We start from the raw sequence: 17,191 nt of genomic DNA, 5'->3' as shown, positions 1-17,191 counted from the left end.
TCGTGCGCCATCGCGCGTACCTGCTCGCACTGCACTTTGCTGTCCTTGGGCAGGCCTGACTCGTCCGCCTGCAGCAGCACCTGGAAGGGGTAGACGCTGCGCCCGCACCCGTTCCGGCATGTCGACGCCGTGCAGCGCCTCGATGGCTACCGCGTGCTGACGGCGGGCTTCCTGGGCGGTCCACTCGCGGCCGCCCGCCTCCTCGATGAGTGCCGCGCGGGCGGCGAACTCCTCTTCGGAGAAGCTGTCGAAGTCGTTGCTCTTGGCGTCCGCAGCGAGCAGTTCGCCCAGGCGCTCCGAGGCGGGCCCGCCGGCGGCGAGCGCGGCCACGACGGGCAGGGACTTCTTGCGCTGGCGCAGATCGCTCCAGGTCTGCTTGCCCGTGGAATCGGGGTCCCCCCAGATCCCGAGCAGGTCGTCGACCGCCTGGAAGGCGAGGCCGAGGTGGTAGCCGTACGCCTCCAGCGTGTCGGCGGTACGGTCGTCGGCTCCGCCGAGCACGGCGCCGATGGAGACGGCGCAGGCGAGGAGGGCGCCCGTCTTGTTGCCCTCCATCTCCAGGCACTCCTCGACGGTGACCCGCTCGCGGTGTTCGTACGAGATGTCCTGGGCCTGGCCGTCGATCAGCTTGCGGCTGGCCGTGGTCAGCCGGCGGGCCGCCCGGCCGGCCTCGACCGTGCCGAGCTCCAGCAGGATCTCGTTGGCCAGCGCGAAGAGCGCGTCGCCGACGAGGATCGCCTGGGCGGGGCCGTGCACCTTCCATACGGTGTCGCGGTGACGGCGCTGCTCGTCGCCGTCCATCAGGTCGTCGTGCAGCAGCGAGAAGTTGTGCACGAGTTCGACGGCCACGGCTCCGGGGATCCCGGCCTCCGCCGGGGCGCCTGCCGCCTCCGCGGAAAGCAGGGCCAGGGCGGGACGCACGGCCTTGCCGCCGTCACCCTCGGCCGGTCGGCCATGGGCATCGATCCAGCCGAAGTGGTACGCCGCGACGGTGTCCATGGGCGGCGCCAGCCGGTCCACGGCAGCTCGCAGCACCGGCGCTGACAGGGCCCTTCCACGCTCCAGAAGCGCGGTGACGTCCGTGGTGTCCGCCACGGTGTCGTAAGCCGGATTCGCCGGGGTCACAGACTCTCCTCTTGTTCCGGTGGTACTGCTCATGCCGCCTCCTGCAGCGGATGTTCGTGGGGCCGGCCGAGCGCCTGGAGCGCGGCGTCCGCGGCGGTGCGGCCACTGAGGACGGCACCCTCCATCGTGGCGGGCCAGCCGGTGGCGGTCCATGCTCCCGCCAGGTGCAGTCCGGGAGCGCGGGTGTGCGTACCCGGCCTCAGGCGCCCCACGCCGGGTGTGGGCGCGAAGGTCGCGGTGCGCTCCCGGGTGACGAAGAAGTCGCGGACACCTGCGCCTCGCGCCGCCGGAAGCAGCCGCTCGAGTTCGGGGAGGTAGCGCGCGCGCAGCGTGGCGACGGGCAGATCGATCTCTTCCTGGGACGCGGACTGGGAGACCGCGAGGTACTGGCCGCCGCCCTGGAGGCCGGACGACGCCGTGCGGTCGAAGACCCACTGCACGGGTGAGCCGAGCGCGGCGAAGAAGGGCCTGCGCAGCACCGTGCGGTCGTAGACGACGTGCACGTTCAGGATCGGTGCGTCGGTGAGGTCGAGCAGGCGGCCGGGGTCGTCGAGCGCACCGCCGGGCAGCAGGCGGTGGGTCTCCCGCTGAGGCACGGCGAGGACGACGGTGTCCGCCTCGAACCGTTCGCCGTCGGTCTCGACGGCCCAGCGGCCGTCCTCGGTCCGGGTGAGGGAACCGGCCCGGGTGCGCAGGTGGATCTCCACGCCGGCTGATTCGAGCGCCTTGCGTGCGAGGGTGTCGTGGAGGTCACCGAGCGGCACGGCGGCCCAGCCGATGTCGGCGGCGCCCGGCTCCGAGAGGAGCCCGGTCTTGAAGACCATCGCGGCGAGCGCCATGGAGGCGTTCGGCGCGGTGGCGTTGAGCGTGGCGACTCCGACGAGGTCCCAGAGGGCCTCGACGGTGCGCTGCGACTGCCCTTGGCGGCGCAGCCAGGTGGCGAAGTCGATGCCGTCGAGCGCGGGGTCGGCGGGGTCGAGACGGCCCAGCGCCAGTGCGGCGCGGGCGACGCCGGCCTTCTCCGCGAGCGAGAGGTGCGGGTAGGCGGCGAGCCCGCCGGCGAGGTGCAGCGGTACGGGCAGCCCGGTGCGTCGCAGCCGTCCGAGCCTGGGCCCGGCGGGCCGCCCCACGTCGAGCACGGGCACGTCGAGGCGGTCCTGCAGCGGGGCGAGGTGGGTCCCCCCGATCCGCTCCAGGAACCAGCGGTAGCCCGTGCAGCAGCGCAGGTAGACGTGCTGGCCGTTGTCGACGGACAGGTCGCCGCGCCGGAAGGAGAAGGCGAGCCCGCCGAGACGGGGACGGCCTTCGAGCAGAGTGACGTCGAGCCCCGCGTCGGCGAGACGCAGTGCCGCGGTGACGCCTGCGAGGCCGCCGCCGACGACCACGGCCCGGGACGAACCAGGGATCCGGCCGGTCATGCCCGCTCCCTTCGCCGCGTGGTCGCGGAGAAGGACGCCCCCGCACGCTCCGAGGTTGCCCGCGCCGTACGTCGGACCCGATCCGTCATCAGACCCTCCCCCTTGCCGTCCGGCGTGAGACGTACCGCGCGTCCAGGCCCGACAGCCCGCGCACCGCAACGTACGCCTTCTCGTGGCCGGGCAGCGAGACCCTGCCGCGCAGGACCGCCTCGGGATCACGTTCGATCCGGTCGAGGAGCCGGCGGTAGATGCCGGCCATGGCGGCCACGCAGGCACCGCTGCGCCGGTCCAGCATGGGCAGCAGCCGGTAGCCCTCGGCGAAGAGCGCCCGCGCGCGGCGGACCTCGAAGTGCACCAGTCCGGCGAAGTCGGCCCCCGGGGGCGGGGTGGCACGGTGGAATCCGGCGGAGCAGCCGAACTTGGCGAGGTCGTCGGCGGGCAGGTACGTACGCCCGTTCCCGGCGTCCTCGCGGACGTCGCGCAGGATGTTGGTGAGCTGGAGCGCGAGGCCCAGGGTGTCGGCGTACTCCGCGGCCCGCTCCGCGCCGGGTGCGCCCTCCTCCGTCCCGAAGACGCCCAGGCTGAGGCGCCCGATGGCACCCGCGACACACCGGCAGTACGTCTTCAGGTCGTCCCAGGTCTCGTAGGTCGCGCCGCGCACATCCATCAGCACACCGTCGATGAGCTCGTCGAGCCCGCCGAGCGGCAGCGGAAACCGGCGCGCGGCGTCGGCGAGCGCGACCGCGACCGGGTCGGTGTCGTCCTCGTCGACCGCCTTGTCGCGGATCCGGCCGAGCAGTTCCCGGGTCTCCTCCAGCCGGGCGTGCTTGGTCTCCGGATCCAGCTCGCCGTCGCCGATGTCGTCGACCCGCCGGGAGAAGGCGTACAGCGCCGACATGGCCTGCCGCTTCTCGTACGGCAGCAGTCGGATGCCGTACGCGAAATTGCGGGCCTGCTGTCCGGTGACGGCCTCGCAGTAGCTGTACGCGGCCTGTACCGGTGCCGACATGTACGTCGTCTGTCCCTCCACGGTCGGGCTCACCTCTCTCTGTGCGCTCTTCGCAGGACGTTCCCGACTTCGCGCAGCAGTCCGGGCGCGGTGGGTCCGGGCGGTCCGGGCAGTACGTCGAAACCGGCGGCCGAGATCGCGCCGAGGGCGGCCCGCCCTCCGCCGACGAATCCGGCGAGCAGCAGCTTGAGCCGGCCGTGGACGCTGCCCACCAGGGGGACGCCCTCGGCCAGCAGCTCGCGGGCGCGTTCCGCCTCGAACGCCACCAGGGACCTCACCGCCGCGCCTGCGGACGGTGCCGCCAGGTCGGTTTCGCCGACATGGAAACGGGCCATGTCCTCGGCGGGCAGGTAGATCCGGTCGCGGCCGAGGTCCTCGGCGACGTCCTGGAGGTGCTCGGTGATCTGCAGGGCGGTGCAGACGGCGTCGGAGCGGCGGATCCGTTCGGGACTCGCGGTGCCGGTGATCTGCAGGACGAGGCGGCCGACGGGGTTGGCGGAGAGCTCGCAGTAGGCCAGCAGTTCCCCGTAGGTCCCGTAGCGGCGGACCTTCTGGTCCTGCCGGTTGGCTTCGAGGAGCCCGAGGAAGGGTTCGGGGGTCAGCGCGCAGCTCCGCACCGTGGGGCGCAGGGCGCGCATCAGGGGGTGGCGCGGCCCCCCGCCGGTGGACGAGAAGACGCGGTGCAGATCGGCTTCGAGGGCGTCGAGGGCGGCGAGCCTGTCCTCGCTCTGCCCGGGTTCGAGGCCGAGGTGGCGGGCGTCGGCACCGCCCGGAGCCAGGTCGCCGTCACCGATGTCGTCGACGAGGCGGGCGAAGCCGTAGACGGCCATCAGGTCCCCGCGCCAGGCGCGGGGCAGGAAGAAGGGGGCCACGGGGAAGTTCTCGTGCGCGGCCTTGTCGAGCGTGGCGGTGGCAGCGGCGTCGTCGCGCGCCTCTCGGGGACGGGTCACCGCGTACCGCCCGACGCGGCGACGGCCACACCACGTCGGAGCTGGAGATCTGCCATCATTGCCGTCATATCTCCCGTTCTACACTGCTCACCCAAAACATACCTTTTCGGACACGCCGCTCGTCCGGCCGAGTGCGACATGCACACAACGGGCGATGTGCCGGGGGCGTATCACCCCACATTGCCGCGAATCAGCACCGTTACAGCTTACGTTGTGCAGCTCACAGGGCCGCGCCGGGGTGCAGCGCGCCCCGTGCGACACCGCGGCCGCCGTCAACCTTCCCCGGACACACGTCGATTGACGTCATCCGCCGGGAGGAGATCCGCCCCCATGGGGGCGCCCTGAGGGCCCTCGTCACGGGCCCCCTACGGGTTCCCTCACCGCGTGGGCCCCGACGCCACGCGCCGTCGGGGCCCACGGACGTACGACGGCTACTTGCCCGTCTCCCGCTCGTACGCCTTGAGCACTTCTTCGGTGGGGCCGTCCATCAGGAGTTCGCCCTTCTCCAGCCACAGCACCCGGTCACAGGTGTCCCGGATCGTCTTGTTGTTGTGGCTGACGAGGAAGACGGTGCCCGCCTCCTTGCGCAGCTCGCGGATCCGCTCCTCGGAACGGACCCGGAACTTGCGGTCACCGGTGGCCAGCGCCTCGTCGATCATGAGGACGTCGTGGTTCTTGGCGGCCGCGATGGAGAAGCGCAGGCGCGCGGCCATGCCGGACGAGTACGTCCGCATCGGCAGCGTGATGAAGTCGCCCTTCTCGTTGATCCCGGAGAAGTCCACGATGTCCTGGTACCGCGCACGGATCTCCTCGCGGCTCATGCCCATCGCGAGACCGCCGAGAACGACGTTGCGCTCACCGGTCAGATCGCTCATCAGTGCCGCGTTGACGCCGAGCAGCGACGGCTGCCCGTCGGTGTACACGCTGCCGTGCTCGGTCGGCAGCAGGCCGGCGATGGCCCGCAGCAGGGTGGACTTGCCCGAACCGTTGGTGCCGATCAGGCCGATCGCCTGGCCACGGTAGGCGGTGAAGGAGACACCCCGCACCGCGTGCACCTTGCGCACACCGCGCGGTTCGCCCTTGCCTCGGCGCATGATCCGGCTCAGCGCCGCGGTGGCGCTGCCCTTGCCGCCTCCCGTGCCGTTGACGCGGTACACGATGTGCACATCGTCCGCGATCACGGTGGGGATGTGTCCCTGGGACGATTCCTCAGCCACGGCCGTACCGTTCCTCTGCCTTCCAGAAGTACACGAAGCCCACGACGCCCACGACGAGCGACCAGGCCAGTCCGACCGCCCAGACGTGCTCCGGCAGGTTCTCGGAGCCGTAGCCGTCGATCAGCGCGAAGCGGACCAGGTCCATGTAGATGGCCGCCGGGTTGTACTGCAGCACGTCGGCGATCCACTGCGGCTTGTCCGCCAGCATCACGGGGATGGAGAACATCACACCCGAGGCGTACATCCAGGTGCGCATGACGAACGGCATCAGCTGGGCGAGGTCGGGGGTCTTGCTGCCCAGCCGGGCCATCACGAGCGCCAGGCCGGTGTTGAAGAGGAACTGCATGGCCAGCGCCGGGATGACGAGCAGCCAGGAGAGCCCCGGGTAGCTGCCGAAGCCGACTGCCACGGCGAGCAGCACGATCATCGAGTACAGCAGCTGCTGGAGCTGCTGCAGCGAGAACGAGACGGGCAGCGAAGCGCGGGGGAAGTGCAGCGCCCGGACCAGGCCGATGTTGCCCGAGATGGAGCGCACCCCGGCCATGACCGAGCTCTGGGTGAAGGTGAAGACGAAGACACCGGTCACCAGGAACGGGATGAAGACCTCCTTGCTCATCCCCCTCGCGGTGCCGAGGATGATCCCGAAGATCAGGAAGTAGACCAGGGCGTTCAGCAGGGGCGTGGCCACCTGCCACAGCTGACCGAGCTTGGCCTGGCTGTACTGCGCGGTCAGCTTCGCCCTGGAGAAGGCCAGGATGAAGTGCCTGCGGCCCCAGAGCTGCCGGACGTACGCGAACAGCCCGGGCCGGGCACCGCTCACCGTCAAGCCGTACTTGTCGGCGAGCTGGGACGCGCTCAGTCCCTCGTCGGCGGACGGCGGGCTGCTCAGCGCAATCCCGCCGTCGTGGGTCGTGTCACTCACAGTTAAGAACTCTCGTCTTCACAATGCGCAGCCGGTCGCGGGCGCGGCCGAGGCGGACAGGTTCCCCGTACGAATGAATACGGCTCATGGTCTCAGAGGAGAGCCTCTCAGATCACCGGTGGCCGGCCCAGCCTGGTCAGCCGCCATACCGTACGCCACCTCATGGGGCGCCGGGGTCCGCAGGGCTTGGTCCAGCCTTCCCGGAAACCTCCGAACCATGCTTTGAGGGCCGGGAGGGAGGGCCTGCGGACCAGGGTGAGGAGCAGCCAGACCCCGACGTAGAGGGGAACCAGCGGTGCGGGCAAGTTCCGGCGGGCGAGCCAGACGCGGTTGCGGGCCACCATGCGGTGGTAGACCGCGTGCCGCGAGGGGGCGGTGGTGGGGTGGTTGAGCACCATGTCCGCGCGGTACTCGATCGCCCAGCCGGCGTCCAGGGCCCGCCAGGCGAGGTCGGTCTCCTCGTGGGCGTAGAAGAACTCGCCGGGCAGCGGGCCCGCCTCGGCGATCACCTGGCTGCGCACCGCGTTCGCCCCGCCGAGGAACGTCGTGACGCGGGACGAGCGCATCGGGTCGGAGGCACGCAGCCGCGGCACGTGCCGTCGCTGTGTGACGCCGGTGTCGGGGTCCGCGATGCGGAAGGTGACGATGCCGAGCTTGGGGTCCGCCTCGAACGCCTGTCGGCAGAGTTCGGCGGTGTCCGTGTTCGGCAGGTGCCCGTCGTCGTCGAGGAAGAGCAGGGCGTCCACATCGGCGCCGGACGGCCCGAAGGCCTCGATGCCGACGTTGCGCCCTCCCGGAATGCCCAGGTTCTCGGGCAGCTCGACGGTCCGTACGCCTGCGGGGACGTCGGGGACCGGGGCGCCGTTGCCGACGACGACGACCTCGATCCGGTCGCCGTCCTGCTTGGCGACCGAGTCGAGAAGGGTGCGCAGTTCTTCGGGGCGGTTGCCCATGGTGATGATGACCGCGCCGAGTTTCATGGGAGAGCTCACTTCAGCCTGCTCGACACAAGGATCGACACCAGGTGCAGGACGGTCTGGAGCAGGGCGATGCCGGCCAGGACCGCGACGGCGAGGCGGCTGAAGAAGAGGTCGTCCCTGACCGTGTCGAGGACGGCCACCACCAGGATGACGAACGACGCCTCGATGCCGAGGATCAGCCGGTGGAACTTGAGCGCGCCGGCGGCCCGTCGTGCGAACGCCATTCCGGAGGAGCGCGGCTCGGACGCGGCCTCCTTGACGGGCGGCAGCCCGCCCTGGTGGCGGGCGACCCCGACGAGGTCGGTCTCGGCCTTGATCAGGATGGCGCCGAGCGCGGCGAGCGTGCCGAGGAAGGCCCACAGCCAGTCGACGCGTCCCGGGCCCCACAGGTCGGCGGCACGCAGGCCGAAGCCGACCAGCACCGCAGCGTCGCAGAGGTAGGCGGCCACCCGGTCCAGGTAAACACCGCCCAGCGAGAACTGCTTCTTCCAGCGGGCCACCTCGCCGTCGACACAGTCGAACAGCAGGTAGAGCTGGACCGCGAGCACGCCGAGCAGGGCCCCGGGGATGCCCGGGACCAGCAGGGCCGGCGCCGCTAGCACGCCGGCGACGGTCATCACGTAGGTCAGCTGGTTGGGCGTGACCTTGGTGGTCACCAGGCGCCGGGTGATGCGCAGCGAGATCTCGCGCATGTAGAGCCGACCCGCCCAGTGCTCGCCACTGCGCCGGTCCTTCACACCCGGAGGGTGAACGACGGGGCGGAGTTCAGCTATGGATGGCTTTTGCATAGTCGGCGTACGCGTCCCTGATCTGGTCGGTGGACAGGTTGAGGTGCTCCAGGACCGTGAAACGTCCCGGGCGCGTCTGCGGGGCGTAGTCGACGGCCCGCACGAATTCTTCGGTGGTGAAGCCGATCTCCTCGGGCAGCACCGGCAGCCCGTGGCGCCGCAGCACGGACGCCAACTGCAGGGACTCGTCGTGTGCGCCCCGCAGGTGCATGGCGAAACAGGCGCCGAGGCCGACCTGCTCGCCGTGGCTGGCCGCGCGCGCGGGGAAGAGCAGATCGAAGGCGTGACTGATCTCGTGGCAGGCACCGGACGACGGCCGGGTGTCCCCGCTGATCGAGATCGCGATGCCGGAGAGCACCAGCGACTCCGCCAGAATGGTGAGGAACTCGTCGTCGGCCACGGTTCCGGGGTGACGCAGGACGGCCTCGCCGGCCGTACGGGCCATCGCGGCGGCCAGTCCGTCGATCTTCTCGCCGTTGACCCGGTGCGAGAGCTCCCAGTCGGCGATGGCCGAGATGTTGGAGATCGCGTCACCGATGCCGGACCGCACGAAGCGGACCGGTGCCTCGCGGATGACCGAGAGATCGATGACCATCGCGATGGGCATCGGCACACCGTAGGAGCCGCGCCCGTTGTCATTGTCCAGTGTCGCGACCGGCGAGCACAGACCGTCGTGGGCGAGGTTCGTGGCAACGGACACCAGGGGGAGGCCGACCCGGGCGGCGGCGTACTTCGCCACGTCGATGATCTTGCCTCCTCCGAGGCCGACCACCGCGTCGTACCGCTTGCCCTTGATGTCGTCGGCGAGCTTCACGGCGGCGTCGATGTCGCCACCGGCCACGCAGTACCAGTCGGCGCCGGGCAGGAGCGGCGAGATCTTCTCCCGCAGCGCCTGTCCCGAGCCGCCGCTTATGGCGACGGCGAGCCTGCCGGAATTGGAGATCCGCTGGTCTGCGAGGAGACCGGCCAGGTCGTCCATGGCGCCGCGCCGGATGTCGACGACAACCGGGGACGGGATGAGGCGGGTCAGTACAGGCACGCGATCTCCCTGCCCCGGGCGAGGTCGTCGTGGTTGTCGATCTCGACCCACGTGACCTCTCCGATGGGGGCGACGTCGACCGTGAAGCCGCGGTTCACGAGCTCCTGGTAGCCGTCCTCGTAGTAGAGGTCGGGGTCACGCTCGAAGGTGGTCCTCAGGGCGTCGGCGAGCTCGTCGGCCGCCTCCGGCTCGATCAGCGTCACACCGATGTACTCGCCGGTCGCCGTGGCGGGGTCCATCAGCTTGGTGATCCGACGGACACCCTTGTCGCCCTCCGTGATGACCTTCATCTCCTCGTCGGCGAGGTTCTTCACCGTGTCGAGGGCGAGGATGATCTTCTGGCCCTTGCCGCGCGCGTCCAGGAGAGTCTTCTCGACGGAGACCGGGTGCACGGTGTCGCCGTTGGCGAGGATGACGCCCTGCTTCAGGACCTCGCGCGCGCACCAGAGGGAGTAGGCGTTGTTCCACTCCTCGGCCTTGTCGTTGTCGATGAGCGTCAGCGTCACGCCGTACTTCGCCTCGAACTCGGCCTTGCGGGCGTAGACCGCCTCCTTGCGGTAGCCGACGACGACCGCGACCTCGGTGAGTCCGACCGCCGCGAAGTTGGCCAGCGTCAGGTCCAGGACCGTCTTCTCGCCGTCCACCGGCACCAGTGCCTTGGGCAGCGTGTCCGTGTAGGGACGCAGACGGCGTCCGGCACCGGCAGCCAGTACGAGGCCGATCATGCGAGTTCTCCTTCGTCGTGTACGGCGGGGGCAGAGGAGGACACCCAGAAGCGGATGGACTCCACGAGCACCACCAGAGCCACGGCGGCCGCGAGCGCGGTGAGGGCCGTGGTGAAACCTGAACCGTGGGTCAGCGCGGCGGCGAGGACGGCCACGGCAAGGGTCCGGCCCTCGTGCCCGCCGATGGTGCGCACCAGCCACCGGGGCGGCGCTCCGGTGCCGCCTCGGATGCGGTACACCGTGTCGTAGTGATGGTAGGCGACGGCGGAAACCAGGCCGAATGCCGCGGGGACGGCGTGCGGCACGTCACTGCGGGCGGCCAGCACCAGGATCGTGCAGTACTCGGCCGCGCGGAAGACCGGCGGGACGAGCCAGTCGAGCGCGCCCTTGAGCGGCCGTGAGACCGCGAGGCCGGAGAGGACCGCGTACACGCCGGCGGCGCCGACGGTCAGCCATCCGCCGTAGGGCGCGTACAGTGCGGCGGCGACGATCACCAGTGCTCCGGCGAACGCCAGGATCGGGGCGGTGAAGCCGCCTCCTGGACGCCGGAACACGGCGCCGACGGCCTGGGCGAGCGGTCCCGAGTCGGCGAGGTCGGCCAGCGCCGCCGCCGCCCGGTCGGTACGCCGGGCCTTGCGGGTCAGCGACCGCAGCAGCCGGCCCGCCGTGGTGTAGCAGGCGGCCAGGGCGCAGCCGACGAGCAGGGCGTAGAAGACGATCCGGGGCGTGGTCACGGCTGTGAGCACGGCGATCATGGCCCATCGTTCGCCGATGGGCAGCACTATCATCCGGCGCAGCCAGACCGTCCAGCCGACGCTGTCGAGCTTGTCGGAGAGCGCGGCGGTGGGACTCGTGTTGGACACCGCGTCGTGGTTGGCCTCGTTGAACGAGAAGTCGACGACATGGCGGCAGGCCTGGAGCACCATCGCGCCGAGCGCGAGGACCCACACATCGTCACCACCACGGGCGGCGCCGAGGGCGAGGCCCGCGTAGTAGGCGTACTCCTTGGCCCGGTCGAAGGTGGCATCGAGCCAGGCGCCCATCGTCGAGTACTGGAGCGAGTAGCGGGCGAGCTGCCCGTCGGTGCAGTCCAGGACGAAGGAGAGGAGGAGGAGCACGCCGGCCGCGACGTAGCCGCCGCGGGTGCCGGTCGCCGCGCTGCCGGCCGCGATGAGCGCGGTGACCAGCGAGGCGGTGGTGACCTGGTTCGGGGTGAGGCCCCGGCGGGCACACCAGCGGGCGATGTAGCGGGAGTACGGGCTGATGAAGTACGTGGTGAAGAAGCCGTCGTGGGCCTTCACGGCGCTGCGCAGCCGTACGGCCTCGTCGTCGACGGCGGCCACGGCCGTGCGTGCGGCGTTCCGCTCCTCGGGCGCGGTGGGCACCGCGGCCGTGAGTGAACCGAGCTCTGGGCGCTGCACCGTGGTGCCCTCCGCGTCCAGTGCCACTGCCAGCCGGCCGGGCACCGTGCGGTCCTCGGTGACGGGTTCGGCGCCGGCGGGCGCGACGGGACTTCCTGCGCCCACGGCGGTGACGGCCCTGCGCAGGGCGCGGAGCAGCGCGGGGCGGGCCTCGGGCTGCGCGGTGAGCGCTCCGGGGATGGAGGCGGCGGCGAAGCGGGGGTCGGTGAGTCCGAGCCTGAGGGCGTGGACGTGGCCGACGAAACGGGGGTCCACGAGCGCGACGCGCCTGCTCGCGGGGACTGCGGCGAGCAGCTCGGCGGCCTCGGTGGCGTCGGCTGCGGCAGTCACGTCGAAGCCGAGTGACCGCAGATCGTCCTCGAGCGACGATCCGGGTACCGGCGCACCGGTGAGGATGGCGGTCGACAGACGAACTCACTCCTTGGTGCGATGACGGGAAACGGCGCGCGGCAGGCGGCCCGGGGGGGGCGGGTCGGCGGCACGTCGGCTGAGGCTATCGGATGAACGGAAGACCGAGTTCACCACCCGTTTGCGCTCCGTTCGGGCGAATCGGCCATCATGCGGTGCCGTTCGCGATCATCATCGTCGATCAACGCCTCGACTCACAAACCGCGTCCGGACAGCGCACGGGCCGACGGGTGAACCGTGGGCGGCCCTCCTCACCGGCCGGTCTAAGCTGACGTGCATGACGTGGTTGATCACAGGCGGAGCCGGTTACATCGGGGCACATGTGGCGAAGGCCATGGCGGGGGCCGGGGAAGAGGTGGTCGTCCTGGACGACATCTCGACGGGCATCGAGGCCCGGCTGCCCGCGGACGTCACGCTGGTACGCGGATCCGCCTCGGACCGCGAGGTCCTCGACCGGGTTCTGGCGGAGCACGCCGTCACGGGAGTGGTGCATCTCGCGGCGAAGAAGCAGGTCGGTGAGTCGGTCGAGAAGCCGCTGCTCTACTACCGGGAGAACGTGGCCGGCCTGACCGTCCTGCTGGAGGCCGTGGTCGCGGCCGGTGTGCGGCGCTTCCTGTTCTCCTCGTCCGCGGCGGTCTACGGCGTCCCGGACGTCGAGCTGATCACGGAGGAGACGCCGTGCGCGCCCATCAACCCGTACGGCGAGACGAAGCTCGCCGGGGAGTGGCTGGTGCGCGCGACGGGACGGGCGCACGGCATCTCGACGGCCTGTCTGCGGTACTTCAACGTGGCCGGGGCCGCCGAGCCCGAGCTGGCCGACACGGGTGTCTTCAACGTCGTACCGATGTTCTTCGACCGGCTGACGCGGGGCGAGGCCCCGCGGATCTTCGGTGACGACTACCCGACGCCGGACGGCACGTGTGTCCGCGACTACATCCATGTGGCCGACCTGGCGGAGGCGCATCTCGCCGTCGCCGGCCACCTGGACAGGACCCCGGGCGGCGATGACCTCACGGTGAACGTCGGCCGGGGCGAAGGTGTGTCGGTTCGCCGTCTCGCCGAGCTGGTCGGTGAGGTCACGGGCCTGCGCACGGAGCCCGTCGTCGAGGCCCGCAGGCCGGGGGACGCGGCCAGGGCGGTCGGGTCGGCCGCCCTGATGACCGGGGAGCTGGGCTGGACGGCACGCCGCGGCATGCGCGAGATGGTCGGGTCGGCCTGGGAGGGCTGGTGCCTGAACCACCCGGAGGCCCGCACCCCGCGGTAGTGGGACAGCAACCGCGCGACGCTCTGACCTGCGCTCGTTTCCGCAGGTCAGAGCACATGACAACGGTGTTCAGTGCCGTGTTGCCCCATGCCCCGCCCCCGTAGTTCACTGGCCGCATCGGGCGAGCTGCGTCCGAACTGTCCGAGGGACGCGCGTCGGGATTGCGGAGGGGTTCGCATGGGGGCTGGCCACGATCATGGGCATACGCACGGAGGGCCACCCCCGACGGGAACGGCCGCCGCCGCGTACAGGGGCCGGCTCCGGGTCGCCCTGGGCATCACGCTCGGCGTCATGGTCATGGAGATCGTCGGCGGGCTGCTCGCCGACTCGCTCGCCCTGCTCGCGGACGCGGCCCACATGGCGACCGACGCGCTGGGGCTGGGCATGGCCCTGCTGGCCATCCACTTCGCCAACAAACCCGCCGGCCCCAACCGCACCTTCGGATTCGCCCGTGCCGAGATCCTCGCCGCGCTGGCCAACTGCCTGCTGCTCCTCGGCGTCGGTGGTTTCCTCGTCTTCGAGGCCGTCGACCGCTTCATCACCCCGGCGGAGACCAGGGGCGGACTGGCCATCGCTTTCGCCGCCGTCGGCCTGGTGGCCAACGTGGTCTCCCTGTCGCTGCTGATGCGCGGACAGCAGGAGAGCCTGAACGTGCGGGGTGCCTATCTCGAGGTCGTGGCGGACACCCTCGGGTCGATGACGGTCCTCGTGTCGGCGGGCATCATCATGGCCACCGGCTGGCAGGCCGCCGACCCCATCGCCTCGCTGCTGATCGGCCTCATGATCGTCCCGCGTACGGTGAAACTCCTGCGGGAGACGCTCGACGTACTCCTGGAGTCCGCGCCCAAGGGCGTCGACATGGACGAGGTCCGCGCCCACATCACGGCCCTGCCCGGTGTGCTGGACGTCCACGACCTGCATGCCTGGACGATCACCTCGGGCATGCCCGTCCTCTCCGCCCACGTGGTCGTGCACCAGGAGATGCTGGACTCGATCGGGCACGAGAAGCTCCTGCACGATCTGCAGGGCTGCCTCGGTCACCACTTCGACGTCGAGCACTGCACCTTCCAGCTGGAGCCCAGTGGGCACGCGGAGCACGAGGCGCGGCTGTGCCACTGAGCCGCCGGGCGCCCGGTGCTAGGGTCTGCGTCGTGGCTCCGCCTCCGGAGCCCGGTGAAGCCAGAAGGAGCTGAGGTTGATGACGGTCGCGACGACGGCTGCCCCGCGCGGCAATCGGTCCCTCATCGTCCTGCGGGTCACCGGCTGACCGCTCGGCTTCCCACGCGCCGCGTCGGCCGGGGCCCTCTCACCCAAGGGTTCCTCTCTTGACCGACCACACGTACGACTCCTTCTTCGCGCTGCACGACCGGCTGCCCAGGCAGAGCCCCGGTTCCGATGCCACCACACGGCGGCTGCTCGCCATGGCGGGCCCGCAGCCGGACCGCCCGCGTGTCCTGGACCTGGGCTGCGGTCCGGGCAAGGCCTCACTGCTGCTCGCCGCCGAGGCCGGCGCCGAGGTGACTGCGGTGGATCTGCACCAGCCGTTCCTCGACGAGCTCACCGAGGCAGCCGAGGCCCGCGGGCTCGGTGACCGGATCCGTACCGTCATGGCCGACATGGCCGACCTCACCGGCCCGGACTTCGCGGACGGGTCCTACGACCTGGTCTGGGCCGAGGGTTCCGCGTACATCGTCGGCTTCGACACCGCGGTAAGGGACTGGCAGCGGCTGCTCGCCCCCGGCGGATCGATGGTGATCACCGAGTGCGTCTGGACCACCGGCTCCCCGTCGGCCGGGGCCCGCGCCTTCTGGGACCCGCAGGCCTCGCTGCGTCCCGTCGCCGGGAACACCGATGCGGCCGTGCGGGCGGGCTGCCACGTACTCGGGGGGCTGGTGCAGCCGGACAGCGACTGGGACGAGTACTACGTCCCGCTGGCCGGCCGGGTCGCCTCGGCGGATCCGTCGGCTCCCGGCATGGCGGAGGCGCTCGCGGCCACCCATGAGGAGCTGGAGGTGCGCCGTCGCCACGGCGCGGAGTACGGCTACGCCGGCTACGTGCTGCGCCCCTTCGATCCCCGCTGGCGGACCCGGCCCGAGACGGCCGCCGACCGCAAGGCGGTGCACGAGGTGGTCGGGGCCGCCTTCCCGACCGGGGACGAGGCCGATCTGGTCGACGCCCTGCGCACCGACCCCGGGGCGTGGCTGCCCGGTCTCTCGTACGTGGCCGAGGCCCCGGACGGTTCCGTCACGGCCCACGCGCTGCTGACGCGGTGCCTGGTCGGGGAGACCCCGGCTCTCGCACTGGCCCCGGTGTCGACCGCGCCCGCCCACCAGCGCCGGGGTGCCGGGCGCGCGGTGGTCCGGGCGGTGCTGGACGCCGCGCGGCTGCGGGGGGAGTCACTCGTCCTGGTACTCGGGCACCCGGAGTACTACCCGGCCTTCGGTTTCGTGCCGGCCTCACGGTTCGGGATCAGGGCGGGCTTCGAGGTTCCGGACGAGGCGATGATGGCCCTGGTCCTCGACGACTCCGTGCCGGTGCCGAAGGGCACGATCCACTACCCGGCGGCCTTCGGAGTCTGACGCGGTGTGCGTCCCGCCGTGCCCTCCGGGGCACGGCGGGACGGACATGCCCGCGGCCGCAGTGCGGACAAGCGGCTTTTGTACGGCAGACTTGACCGCACTCGAGGGGGCCCGGCGCACGAGGCCGGGAACCAAAGCGAAGGATGGGTATGCCGACCACACCAGCCACTGCGGCGAACAGCTCGTCGAACGGCACAGCAGAAGCGATCATGCTCGAACTGGTCGATGAGAGCGGCACCACCATCGGCACCGCGGAGAAGCTCGCCGCTCATCAGGCCCCCGGCCAGCTCCACCGGGCGTTCTCCGTCTTTCTCTTCGACGAGCAGGGGCGGCTGCTGCTTCAGCGCCGCGCGCTGGGCAAGTACCACTCCCCCGGTGTGTGGTCGAACACCTGCTGCGGCCATCCGTACCCGGGAGAGGCACCGTTCGCGGCGGCCGCCCGGCGCACGTACGAGGAGCTGGGGGTCTCTCCCTCGCTGCTCGCCGCGGCGGGAACGGTCCGCTACAACCACCCCGATCCGATGTCGGGCCTGGTGGAGCAGGAATTCAACCACCTGTTCGTCGGAATGGTGCAGGAGCGCCTGCGTCCGGACGAGGAGGAGGTCGGCGAGACGGCCTTCGTCACCGCTGGCGAGCTCGCGGAGCGGCATGCCGCCGCACCGTTCTCGGCATGGTTCATGACGGTGCTGGATGCCGCGCGGCCCGCGGTCAGGGAGCTGACGGGGCCGTCCGCGGGCTGGTGAAGCCGCGCACCGCGCAGGGGGCGGTCAGAGCTGCGTCTTGAGGGGCAGCGCCGCCCAGATGATCTTCCCGCCGCCCGCGGTGTGCTCCACGTCGCAGGTGCCGCCGGCCTCGGCGGTGATCTCGCGGACCAGGAGCAGTCCTCGCCCGCCGGTCTGCGCGTAGTCGGTGACGAGTGCCGTCGGGCGGTAGGGATGGTTGTCCTCCACCGAGACCCTGATCCACTCCGCCCCGATGGCCACTTCGACGGCCAGTTCGGGCGAGAGCAGTGCCGCGTGCCGGACCGCGTTGGTGACCAGTTCCGAGACGATCACCAGCAGCCCCTGGAGGATGTCGTCCTCCACGGGTACGCCCTGCCGCTCGATCAGGTCCCGGACCGCGCGCCGGGCCTGCGGGACCGAGACGTCGACGGCGGGGGCGGTGAAGCGCCACACGCCCTCGTACGCCACGGGACGGGCCGGAACACTCCCACGGCTCTCCATGACCGCCACCCGCTCTCGACTCGCACGTCACCGACCATCGGGTAACGAGTGTCGGGAAGAGTGTGGTCCGGACCGCGGCTCTGTCCGCAAATAGTCTCTTCTTGAACCAACTTGACCGAGTCG

General features: G+C 71.1%; 16 protein-coding genes. 4 read left to right on the top strand and 12 right to left on the bottom strand.

Features of this window, described 5'->3' with window-relative positions; all coding sequences use genetic code 11:
- The 11 genes from ABZ441_RS22575 to ABZ441_RS22525 form a co-directional block, all read right to left on the bottom strand.
- On the bottom strand, positions 1 to 1,158 hold a 1,158-nt coding region (locus tag ABZ441_RS22575), incomplete at its 3' end, for a polyprenyl synthetase family protein (RefSeq protein WP_358977085.1).
- A complete protein-coding gene (gene hpnE, locus ABZ441_RS22570; protein WP_358977082.1) occupies positions 1,155 to 2,543 on the bottom strand; it encodes a hydroxysqualene dehydroxylase HpnE in 1,389 nt (462 codons plus the stop codon). The genes ABZ441_RS22575 and hpnE, both read right to left, overlap by 4 nt.
- A gap of 88 nt (positions 2,544 to 2,631) precedes the next feature.
- Positions 2,632 to 3,573 carry a presqualene diphosphate synthase HpnD gene (gene hpnD, locus ABZ441_RS22565; RefSeq protein WP_358977079.1) on the bottom strand — a complete coding sequence of 314 codons (942 nt, stop codon included), beginning with the start codon at positions 3,571 to 3,573 and terminating at the stop codon, positions 2,632 to 2,634.
- A gap of 8 nt (positions 3,574 to 3,581) precedes the next feature.
- Positions 3,582 to 4,502, bottom strand: a complete 921-nt coding sequence (hpnC, locus tag ABZ441_RS22560) for a squalene synthase HpnC (RefSeq protein ID WP_358977076.1) — start codon at positions 4,500 to 4,502, stop codon at positions 3,582 to 3,584.
- A 431-nt stretch (positions 4,503 to 4,933) separates the two neighbouring features.
- Positions 4,934 to 5,719, bottom strand: a complete 786-nt coding sequence (locus ABZ441_RS22555) for an ABC transporter ATP-binding protein (RefSeq protein ID WP_205023412.1) — start codon at positions 5,717 to 5,719, stop codon at positions 4,934 to 4,936.
- Positions 5,712 to 6,641: an ABC transporter permease gene (locus ABZ441_RS22550; RefSeq protein ID WP_358977072.1), complete on the bottom strand. Its 930-nt coding sequence runs from the start codon at positions 6,639 to 6,641 to the stop codon at positions 5,712 to 5,714. Before ABZ441_RS22550 ends, ABZ441_RS22555 begins: the two co-directional genes overlap by 8 nt.
- A 107-nt stretch (positions 6,642 to 6,748) precedes the next feature.
- The gene (locus ABZ441_RS22545) at positions 6,749 to 7,621 is read right to left on the bottom strand and encodes a glycosyltransferase family 2 protein (protein WP_358977100.1); all 873 of its coding nucleotides are present in this window, start codon (positions 7,619 to 7,621) and stop codon (positions 6,749 to 6,751) included.
- Between the two features lie 8 nt (positions 7,622 to 7,629).
- Positions 7,630 to 8,409 carry a CDP-alcohol phosphatidyltransferase family protein gene (locus tag ABZ441_RS22540; protein ID WP_358977069.1) on the bottom strand — a complete coding sequence of 260 codons (780 nt, stop codon included), beginning with the start codon at positions 8,407 to 8,409 and terminating at the stop codon, positions 7,630 to 7,632.
- Complete coding sequence (locus ABZ441_RS22535) at positions 8,387 to 9,448, bottom strand: iron-containing alcohol dehydrogenase family protein (RefSeq protein ID WP_358977066.1); 1,062 nt, start codon at positions 9,446 to 9,448, stop codon at positions 8,387 to 8,389. The genes ABZ441_RS22540 and ABZ441_RS22535 overlap by 23 nt, the downstream gene beginning before the upstream one ends.
- A complete protein-coding gene (locus ABZ441_RS22530) occupies positions 9,436 to 10,173 on the bottom strand; it encodes a phosphocholine cytidylyltransferase family protein (RefSeq protein ID WP_358977063.1) in 738 nt (245 codons plus the stop codon). The genes ABZ441_RS22535 and ABZ441_RS22530 overlap by 13 nt, the downstream gene beginning before the upstream one ends.
- Positions 10,170 to 11,924, bottom strand: coding sequence for a DUF5941 domain-containing protein (locus ABZ441_RS22525; protein ID WP_358977060.1), 1,755 nt, complete (start codon positions 11,922 to 11,924; stop codon positions 10,170 to 10,172). The genes ABZ441_RS22530 and ABZ441_RS22525 overlap by 4 nt, the downstream gene beginning before the upstream one ends.
- Before the next feature lie 355 nt (positions 11,925 to 12,279).
- Here ABZ441_RS22525 and galE point away from each other — a divergent pair, with 355 nt between their 5' ends.
- From galE to idi, 4 genes are all read left to right on the top strand, one after another.
- On the top strand, positions 12,280 to 13,266 hold the full coding sequence (galE, locus tag ABZ441_RS22520) for a UDP-glucose 4-epimerase GalE (protein ID WP_358977056.1): 987 nt from the start codon (positions 12,280 to 12,282) through the stop codon (positions 13,264 to 13,266).
- 177 nt (positions 13,267 to 13,443) lie between these two features.
- Positions 13,444 to 14,385, top strand: a complete 942-nt coding sequence (locus ABZ441_RS22515) for a cation diffusion facilitator family transporter (RefSeq protein WP_358977053.1) — start codon at positions 13,444 to 13,446, stop codon at positions 14,383 to 14,385.
- 206 nt (positions 14,386 to 14,591) lie between these two features.
- Entirely contained in the window at positions 14,592 to 15,845 is a 1,254-nt protein-coding gene (locus ABZ441_RS22510) for a bifunctional class I SAM-dependent methyltransferase/N-acetyltransferase (RefSeq protein WP_358977050.1), read from the top strand.
- Positions 15,846 to 15,994: 149 nt separating this feature from the next.
- Positions 15,995 to 16,588, top strand: a complete 594-nt coding sequence (idi, locus tag ABZ441_RS22505) for an isopentenyl-diphosphate Delta-isomerase (protein ID WP_358977047.1) — start codon at positions 15,995 to 15,997, stop codon at positions 16,586 to 16,588.
- Positions 16,589 to 16,612: 24 nt separating this feature from the next.
- On the opposite strand, the gene ABZ441_RS22500 is transcribed toward idi, so the two are convergent.
- Entirely contained in the window at positions 16,613 to 17,068 is a 456-nt protein-coding gene (locus ABZ441_RS22500) for an ATP-binding protein (protein WP_358977044.1), read from the bottom strand.
- Between the last annotated feature and the right edge of the window lie 123 nt (positions 17,069 to 17,191).

Source organism: Streptomyces sp. NPDC005752, assembly GCF_040630715.1.
Classification (GTDB): Bacteria; Actinomycetota; Actinomycetes; order Streptomycetales; family Streptomycetaceae; genus Streptomyces.
The sequence above is the reverse complement of the archived record's forward strand: the minus strand, read 5'-3'. Positions and strand labels throughout refer to the sequence as shown.

Excerpts from the sequence above, each read along its gene's own strand:
- hpnE (WP_358977082.1), bottom strand. The coding sequence starts at position 2,543 with ATGACCGGCCGGATCCCTGGTTCGTCCCGGGCCGTGGTCGTCGGCGGC.
- ABZ441_RS22515 (WP_358977053.1), top strand. The coding sequence starts at position 13,444 with ATGGGGGCTGGCCACGATCATGGGCATACGCACGGAGGGCCACCCCCG.
- idi (WP_358977047.1), top strand. The coding sequence starts at position 15,995 with ATGCCGACCACACCAGCCACTGCGGCGAACAGCTCGTCGAACGGCACA.
- galE (WP_358977056.1), top strand. The coding sequence starts at position 12,280 with ATGACGTGGTTGATCACAGGCGGAGCCGGTTACATCGGGGCACATGTG.
- ABZ441_RS22545 (WP_358977100.1), bottom strand. The coding sequence starts at position 7,621 with ATGAAACTCGGCGCGGTCATCATCACCATGGGCAACCGCCCCGAAGAA.
- ABZ441_RS22530 (WP_358977063.1), bottom strand. The coding sequence starts at position 10,173 with ATGATCGGCCTCGTACTGGCTGCCGGTGCCGGACGCCGTCTGCGTCCC.
- ABZ441_RS22500 (WP_358977044.1), bottom strand. The coding sequence starts at position 17,068 with ATGGAGAGCCGTGGGAGTGTTCCGGCCCGTCCCGTGGCGTACGAGGGC.
- ABZ441_RS22540 (WP_358977069.1), bottom strand. The coding sequence starts at position 8,409 with ATGCAAAAGCCATCCATAGCTGAACTCCGCCCCGTCGTTCACCCTCCG.